Origin of the sequence: Xenorhabdus stockiae, from assembly GCF_002632825.1 — a bacterium.
GTDB lineage: Bacteria > Pseudomonadota > Gammaproteobacteria > Enterobacterales > Enterobacteriaceae > Xenorhabdus > Xenorhabdus stockiae.
Genome location: NZ_NJAJ01000005.1, coordinates 168,753 through 177,053, shown reverse-complemented (window position 1 = coordinate 177,053; position 8,301 = coordinate 168,753). Strand labels below are relative to the sequence as shown.

6 protein-coding genes and 2 pseudogenes are annotated in these 8,301 nt (G+C 39.7%); 5 read left to right on the top strand and 3 right to left on the bottom strand.

The window, feature by feature from the left end:
- Nucleotides 1-88 precede the first annotated feature (88 nt).
- Nucleotides 89-514, bottom strand: a pseudogene (locus Xsto_RS03720) (IS5 family transposase); the annotation flags it as partial.
- A 665-nt stretch (nucleotides 515-1,179) separates the two neighbouring features.
- Here Xsto_RS03720 and Xsto_RS03715 point away from each other — a divergent pair.
- The 4 genes from Xsto_RS03715 (at nucleotide 1,180) to htpX (ending at nucleotide 5,699) form a co-directional block, all read left to right on the top strand.
- Nucleotides 1,180-1,677: a GAF domain-containing protein gene (locus Xsto_RS03715; protein ID WP_099108202.1), complete on the top strand. Its 498-nt coding sequence runs from the start codon at nucleotides 1,180-1,182 to the stop codon at nucleotides 1,675-1,677.
- 95 nt (nucleotides 1,678-1,772) lie between these two features.
- The gene (proQ, locus tag Xsto_RS03710; RefSeq protein ID WP_099124130.1) at nucleotides 1,773-2,486 is read left to right on the top strand and encodes an RNA chaperone ProQ; all 714 of its coding nucleotides are present in this window, start codon (nucleotides 1,773-1,775) and stop codon (nucleotides 2,484-2,486) included.
- Nucleotides 2,487-2,505: 19 nt separating this feature from the next.
- Nucleotides 2,506-4,605: a carboxy terminal-processing peptidase gene (prc, locus tag Xsto_RS03705; protein WP_099124129.1), complete on the top strand. Its 2,100-nt coding sequence runs from the start codon at nucleotides 2,506-2,508 to the stop codon at nucleotides 4,603-4,605.
- Between the two features lie 209 nt (nucleotides 4,606-4,814).
- A complete protein-coding gene (gene htpX / locus Xsto_RS03700; protein ID WP_099108199.1) occupies nucleotides 4,815-5,699 on the top strand; it encodes a protease HtpX in 885 nt (294 codons plus the stop codon).
- A gap of 101 nt (nucleotides 5,700-5,800) precedes the next feature.
- Here the strand turns inward: htpX and Xsto_RS03695 are convergent, their stop codons facing one another.
- Complete coding sequence (locus Xsto_RS03695; protein ID WP_099124128.1) at nucleotides 5,801-7,168, bottom strand: L-cystine transporter; 1,368 nt, start codon at nucleotides 7,166-7,168, stop codon at nucleotides 5,801-5,803.
- Between the two features lie 410 nt (nucleotides 7,169-7,578).
- On the opposite strand from Xsto_RS03695, the gene Xsto_RS22810 reads away from it, so the two are divergent.
- Nucleotides 7,579-7,677 carry a pentapeptide repeat-containing protein gene (locus Xsto_RS22810; RefSeq protein ID WP_422646215.1) on the top strand — a complete coding sequence of 33 codons (99 nt, stop codon included), beginning with the start codon at nucleotides 7,579-7,581 and terminating at the stop codon, nucleotides 7,675-7,677.
- Here the strand turns inward: Xsto_RS22810 and Xsto_RS03690 are convergent.
- Nucleotides 7,653-8,192: pseudogene (locus Xsto_RS03690) on the bottom strand (metal-dependent hydrolase); the annotation flags it as partial. The gene Xsto_RS22810 and the pseudogene Xsto_RS03690 sit on opposite strands and share 25 nt — an antisense overlap.
- Nucleotides 8,193-8,301: the final 109 nt, after the last annotated feature.

The following is an 8,301-nucleotide window of genomic DNA, read 5'->3' as shown; positions in this document are numbered from 1 at the left end:
TCTTGGCATGATGTTCTCAAGGTAACGGTTTTTTGGCGAAAACAAGGATACCAGATCATCATGCCGTTCCAATTCCCCTCACAAAACATCCACAGCCCCGCTCAAAATGGACAGGAAAACCGTAACTGTCTACGGCTAAATGGATTTTGGTTGAGAGTCCGCCACAACTTTTACCTATGGCCTCATTTTCCTCTGAGGCGGCACCCGCACTATGCTGATGTGCTCGGATAATACTGCCATCAATAAACAACCATTCAGTATCCGTGTCTTCAGACAGCATTTTGAATAATAAATCAAAAATGCCTTTTTTTGACCACGCATTAAAACGTCTGAATACGGTGTTCCATTTGCCAAATTCATCCGGCAATTCACGCCATGGAATACCTGTTCTCATCCGGTAAAGAATGCCTTCGAAAGTCAGTCGGTGTTCCTCTTTATTGTAGATAAGCTCATTTTGTTGCATGAATAAAAATAGCTTATTCCACAAAGGAGCTGGTAACATAGTTCTTGGCATGATGTTCTCAAGGTAACGGTTTTTTGGCGAAAACAAGGATACCAGATCATCATGCCGTTCCAATTCCCCTCACAAAACATCCACAGCCCCTAATCAAAATTGGTAAATTACCATGTGTCAACTACTCTTTAAGAGGTAAGTTGTTCTACGTCTCAATGGCATTTTAGCGCACGGCTCTCTAACAGAGCCATTTTCCCTAGGCCGAGTAGAGGAATGAGCTCGGCCTTTTTTTATTATGCTTACCATAATTAGTGAATAATTTTACTCTTTTTTCACAGGATCATGTTTTTCCTAATTTGTATAATTTGTTCAGTAGGCTTTGAGTGGCAATAATGTAGTGACAAACAAACACAAAAAAATCGCAATAAACAACCATTCGTCGGTAGAGAGAATATTGGATAATAATTTGAACAGGAACACGGTTTGGACTGCAAATCAGGTAGTTTTATAATATAAGCTGTGATAACTAACTGAATTTTAAAAGTGAATACTGGTAAAATTCTCGAAAGAAAATTCTAATTCTGTGCTTCAGACTTTGAGCTGGTGCAGCGAATACAAGGGGTAGCAGAAAATTTATCGGAGTGACTGATATCTTTAATAAGAATCCCTGTTCGTTAATTTATTGTTGTTCACTTGTTGTTCTTGACTACTTTGTATAGGTGTATATGGATAAGTATAAACTCTATGAGAATTTATCGGATAGCTTGATGGCATTATTATCAGGTGAGTATAACCTGATCGCGTCTCTCGCAAATACAAGTTCATTGTTATATGAACATTTGGATAATGTTAATTGGGTTGGCTTTTACTTGGTAGATGGTGATACCCTAGTTTTAGGGCCATTTCAGGGCAAAATTGCCTGTGTTCGTATTCCTATAGGGAAAGGGGTATGCGGAACCGCTGTAGAAAAGAATAGTATTCAGCGTATTTCTGATGTACATGCTTTTCCCGGTCATATAGCCTGTGATGCCAATAGTAATGCTGAAATTGTCCTTCCTTTGGAAATTAATGGGCAAGTTATTGGCGTTCTTGATATCGACAGCACGGTTTTTGACCGGTTCGATGAATACGATGAACATGGCTTGAAAGCCCTTGTTAGCAGGCTTTGTGAGCATTTGGGGCAATGTGTTGTGCCAAAATATCTGCAACAGAATGTAACTTAACTTATGTATGACGTGGCATTTATCGGCAACACCATTATAATGTCGCCTGTTCATGCCTGCGCTGGTTGGCAAAACCGTTGTAATCAGGAAATTTCATGGAAAATCAACCTAAGTTGAACAGTAGTAAAGAAGTCATTGCTTTTTTGGCTGAGCGTTTCCCGTTATGTTTCGCCGCAGAAGGTGAAGCACGTCCTTTGAAAATCGGGATCTTTCAGGATATCGTTGAACGTATTCAGGGCGAAGAGTGTTTAAGTAAAACACAACTCCGTTCTGCTCTGCGCTTGTATACTTCCAGTTGGCGTTACCTTTATGGTGTAAAAGAAGGTGCTCAACGTGTTGACCTTGACGGTAATGCATGTGGTGAGCTGGAAGCCGAGCATATTGAACATGCGCGCCAGCAGTTAGCGGAAGCTAAAGCTCGTGTACAGGCTCAACGAACTGAACAACGTGCCAAAAAACGTGAAACAGAAAACGTATCTGACAAGAAAAGCGAACGTCCTGTGAATAAAAAGGCTGCGCCTCGTCGCCGCCCGGAAGCAGGTAAAAAGGATGATAAACGTCCAACTCGTTCGCAAGAGCGTCCGCAGCAATCGCGTAAACCAGCAGATAAAACTAGCAAAAAAATTGCACAACCTGAGTTAACCTCAGTTACAGATGTATTCTCTTTGAAAGTCGGGCAGACAATCAAAGTAAATGTAGGGAAAAGCCTAATGGATGCTTCTGTGCTGGAAATTGCGAAAGATGGTGTAAGAGTGCAGTTACCTACTGGTCTGGCAATGATTGTACGCGCAGAACACTTAAAGTTCTGATACGGAGGCCAACTTGGGCATGAACAAACTCATTACTTTGGCTTTCGTTTTAGGGCTATCATTTTTTGGTACAGGGTATGCAGATACTGTCAATGATGGTGCTGCTCGTAGTAATGCTTCTGTACCTGTTGCCGGAACAACAGTTGGGAATAATCAGCTTACTGTTACTATAAATCAGCTACCCGATCTAAAACCGGAACCACAACATGCGACAGTAAGTAAACGGGTTGTTTCCCGTTTTCTCAGTTCTCACTACCGACATTTCAATCTTGATGCCGATTTCTCAGGCAAGATCTTTGATCGTTACTTAAATATGCTCGATTATGGGCATAATATTTTTTTGGCATCAGATATCGCGCAGTTTGCCACACAAAAAGGGCTTTTGGGTAAAGAGCTTGAAAATGGTGATTTACACCTTCCATATACATTATTTAACTTACAGCAAAAACGTCGTTTTGAGCGCTATCAATATGCTCTTTCCAGGTTAGAGCTGCCTATCCGCTTAGATGGAAATGATAAGCTAGAGACTGAACGTGATAAAGCGCCGTGGCCTACGAGTGTTGAAGAATTAAATAATCTTTGGGATGCAAAGATTAAGTCAGATTGGATAAATCTTAAACTCTCAGGGAAAAATGCCAAAGAAATCAAGGAAACGCTGACAAAACGCTATAGGACGTTACTGAAACATTTGACTCAGAGTAAAAGTGAAGATGTTTTTCAAATCATAATGATGGCTTTTGCTCGTGAAATAGATCCTCATACTAGCTACCTTTCACCTCGTAATACAGAGCAGTTTAATTCAGAGATGAGCCTTTCACTTGAAGGGATCGGTGCTGTTTTACAATATGATGATGAATATGTAACCGTTCGTTCACTTGTAGCGGGGGGGCCGGCAGCCAAAAGTAATTTGCTCAAAGTCGGGGATAAAATTATTGGGGTAGGGCAGGCAGGTAAACCTATTGTAGATGTTGTTGGTTGGCGCTTGGAAGATGTTGTTGCTCTGATCAAGGGGCCAAAAGGCAGTAAAGTCCGCCTTGAAATTATTCCAAGTGCAAAAGGGGCAAAAAATCATATTATTACGTTAACTCGTGAAAATATTCGCCTTGAAGACAATGCAGTTAAAATGTCCGTTAAAACTGTTGGTAAAGAAAAAGTGGGGGTTCTTGATATTCCCAGTTTTTATGTTGGTTTGACTAATGATGTAAAAGTACAACTGCAAAAACTAACGAAGCAAAATGTTTCTGCCATTGTTATTGATTTGCGTGGTAATGGTGGTGGCGCGCTGACAGAAGCTGTTTCACTTTCTGGTTTATTCATCACAACTGGTCCGGTTGTACAAATCCGAGATAATACAGGGCGGATTAAAGAAGATTCAGATACTGATGAAGCGATATATTATAAAGGCCCTTTGGTTGTTTTAGTTGATAATTTAAGTGCTTCTGCATCTGAAATTTTTGCAGCTGCTATGCAAGATTACGGTCGTGGGTTAATTGTTGGTGAGCCGACTTTTGGCAAAGGGACAGTTCAACAATATCGTTCCCTGAATCGCATTTATGATCAAATGCTCAGCCCTGACTGGCCGGCAATTGGTTCAGTGCAATATACCATTCAGAAGTTTTATCGGATAAATGGTGGTAGTACTCAGCTTAAAGGTGTGACACCTGATATTCTTATGCCAACAGGGGCAGAGCCTACTGATATAGGTGAAAGTAAGGAAGATAATGCTTTGCCTTGGGATAGTATCCAGCCAGCAGTTTATTCTTCTTCAAAGAATATTTCAGAGTTAGTACCATCATTAACTAAACTGCATCGCCAGCGTATCGCTAATGATCCTGAATTTAAATATATTGACCAGGATATCGCCTATTACAAGGTACTAAAAGCTCGCCATGGTGTTTATTCATTAAACTATGCAGAGCGAGAGAAAGAAAATAAAGAGTATGAGGCGATTAAACTAAATCGTATCAATGAGCGCTTCAAACGAGAAGGCAAAAAACCACTAGTGTCACTTGATGACTTAGCAAAAGATTATAAAGGGCCAGACCCTTACTTAGACGAGTCCGTACAAATTGCTCTGGATCTGGCTCATCAGCCAGTTGAAATAACTCAGAATAAATAGTAGTGGTTTTAAATATCACAATACAAAAAAGCCGACTTTATAGTCGGTTTTTTTACTTTTGTATTATTGGCTGGATCTTATGTAAAATTGTAAAGTTACGTTGATTCTATCGCTTAATATCTTAAAGAAATTGAATAATATGGTCTTAGTCCCCATCTTATGATTTACTTTTAGTTGAACTGTTTGATTATTAAAGGAAGCAAATTTATATGATGAGAATTGCCCTGTTCCTGCTCACCAACCTTGCCGTTATGGTTGTGTTTGGGATAATACTTTCACTTACGGGAGTGCAGCGAAGTAGTGTTGCCGGCCTTATGATTATGGCTGGTTTGTTTGGTTTTGGTGGTGCATTTATTTCTTTGTTAATGTCAAAATGGATGGCATTACGTTCTGTTGGTGGGCAGGTTATTGAAAAGCCGTCTAACGAAATGGAATTCTGGCTGATGGAAACTGTTCGCCGTCAGTCCGATCAAGTCGGTATCACTATGCCACAGGTTGCTATCTATGATGCACCGGATATTAACGCATTCGCTACAGGAGCGCGCCGTAATGCGTCTTTAGTGGCTGTTAGTACAGGCTTGCTGAATAATATGAGCCGTGATGAAGCTGAAGCTGTTATTGCTCATGAAGTTAGCCATATCGCTAATGGCGATATGGTAACAATGACGTTGTTGCAAGGGATTGTAAACACATTCGTTATCTTTATCTCACGTATCATTGCACAAGCAGCTGCAAGTTTCTTGTCCAGTAGTGACGATGAGAGCGAAAGCAGTAGTAATGGCAACCCTATTGTTTATATGATCCTTTCCATGGTTTTGGAAATTGTATTTGGCATTCTGGCAAGTATTATTACCATGTGGTTCTCTCGTTATCGTGAATTTCACGCAGATGCAGGCTCAGCAAAACTTGTCGGGCGTGAGAAAATGATTGCTGCATTACAGCGTCTCAAAACAAGCTATGAGCCTCAGGAAGAAGGCAGCATGATGGCGTTTTGTATCAATGGCAAATCGAAGAGTTTTAGTGAGTTATTCTTATCTCACCCACCATTGGATAAACGTATTGAAGCGTTGCGTAGTGGCGAATATATTAAGTAATACTGCTTGGCTTGCATCTATTTAAAAGATGAGAATCTAAACAGTTAAATGAAAAAAGCCGAGATTCATGGTAAATCTCGGCTTTTTTACCATTAGATTATTTAATCCTGATCAAATAACTTTTTATCAGTTTTACCCATTAACTGACTGGTAATTGTACCGGCAGTCATAGCTCCGTTAACATTCAGAGCAGTACGCCCCATGTCAATCAGTGGTTCAACAGAGATTAATAAAGCGACTAAAGTAACAGGCAATCCCATCGCTGGTAGAACAATAAGTGCGGCAAACGTAGCACCACCACCAACACCAGCCACACCGGCAGAGCTGATAGTTACAATCCCCACCAGAGTTGCAATCCATAAAGGGTCAAAAGGATCAATACCAACTGTTGGAGCAATCATAGCCGCTAACATAGCAGGATAGATTCCTGCACAACCATTTTGGCCGATAGTCGCACCGAATGAGGCGGAAAAGCTGGCTATAGATTCAGGAACACCAATGCGACGTGTTTGCGTTTCTACATTTAATGGAATACTTGCAGCACTTGAACGGCTGGTAAAAGCAAATGTCAGAGCAGGGCCTGCCTTTTTCAAGAATTTTAGCGGGTTGATACCTGTTATAGCTAAAAGAATGCCGTGTACAACAAACATTAAACCTATAGCAATGTAGGAAGCAACAACAAAGTTACCTAATTGGGCAATATCATGAATATTAGAACTGGCAACTACTTTGGTCATTAATGCCATTACTCCGTATGGGGTAAGGCGCATAACCAGCCTGACTAGTTTCATTGCCCATGCTTGCATAGTATCAATCGCGATAAGAGCTCGTTCACCGCGTTCATGGTCATCTTTCAGCATTTGCAGAGCTGCAATTCCCAAAAATGTTGCAAAAATGACGACGCTGATAATTGAGGTCGGATTTGCTCCAGTAAGATCTGCAAATGGATTTTTGGGAATAAAAGAGAGGATTAGTTGCGGTACACTCAGGTCTGAAACCCGATTAATATAGCTTGTCTCAATTGCTGACAGACGAGCAGTTTCTTGTGTCCCCTGAACTAATCCAGCAGCGGTCAATCCAAACATATTGGCGATAACAACACTGATTAAAGAAGAAATCGCTGTGGTAAACAGTAAAGTACCAATAGTCAGCAAGCTGATCTTACCTAAGGAAGATGCCTTATGCAGACGTGCAACTGCACTTAGTATAGAAGCAAAGACTAATGGCATAATGACCATTTGTAACAATTGCACATAACCATTGCCGACGATGTTGAACCATTTAATTGATTCTTTCACGATCGGGTTATGTGCACCATAGATAACATTTAATGCTAATCCAAAAAAGACACCAACAACTAAGGCAATAAGAACTTTTTTGGATAGACTCCATTGATCTGAACTCGTTTTTGCTAATATAACGAGTAGTGCTGTAAAAACCAGCACATTAATAATGAGTGGTAAATTCATCCCTAGTCTCCAATATTCTGACTAATATTCTTGTATGGTATGTATTCACTTCGAGTTATAGCGAGAAGTTTTACCATTATTTTATTAAAGAATTATGGTATCAATATAAGTATTAGCTTTCTTATAATTTTAGAGAATATAATATAATTATTTGTCACTAAATAGCACTATTAGTTATATGTATTTATGGGATTTGTTTTGCTTTCGTTCAATGTTAGCCAATATGTGAGTGGGGGCGCCTCAGAGAATATGAAGCCATTTGAGTTATCTGATTAATATATAAGTTTATTTATCAACAATGGCAAGCTGTAACTCAGAAGTTAGATACCAGATAGTGAAATTAATAAGCAAAAATAAAGAAATAATATTTATGTTTTTGATTGGTCCTATTATTAAAATAGGACCATTATTTGATTAAAAGTAAACTCAATTATTTGTACAAATTTTGTAATTTATCAAGGTGTAGTTTATCAAGTTGCAGTTTATCGAATTGCAATTTATCTAAATAATCTATAAATGAAATATTGATATGTTGTGGAATAAGAATAGCAATTACCACAAGTAAAACTGCTATAAAGCGCTCTGCTTTTTTGCGTTCTTTTCCTCTCAAGATAGGAATTCGAAAACGCATTTTCAGTGGCCATAAGAGAGGAATGCCTGCGGGGGTCAGCATATCTGCGATTAGGTGGCTAATATACCCTATGAGCATGGCATGGATAAAATCAGTTGGTATAGGCCACTCAGGGGGTATTTCAGCCTGAAACAGAACAATACCGACTGTCAGAGCCAGTAAGCTATGAGTGAACCCTCTGTGCCCGCAAAGCCGTGCAATAGGAATGGAAATAAAGCGGAATAGTCTACCTAAAGTTGAATGTGGATGATCAATATCTGGTAATAAAGAAGCCAAAAGTACACCGGGAATCATATGGAACCAATCCCCCTGTGCTATTTCTGGAGTGATTTCTAGCTGGTGAGCCAATACAAGGCTGGCAACTGAAAAGAGAAGGTGTCCTTCTGCTGTCATAATTATTTATACTAGATTGTTTGTTGTAATGATTACTGGAGCTGATTGCTGTTTATGCATACAGTGCACTAGTATAGAGAGTTTTGTCCTGGTTGAACAGGGGGTAAAC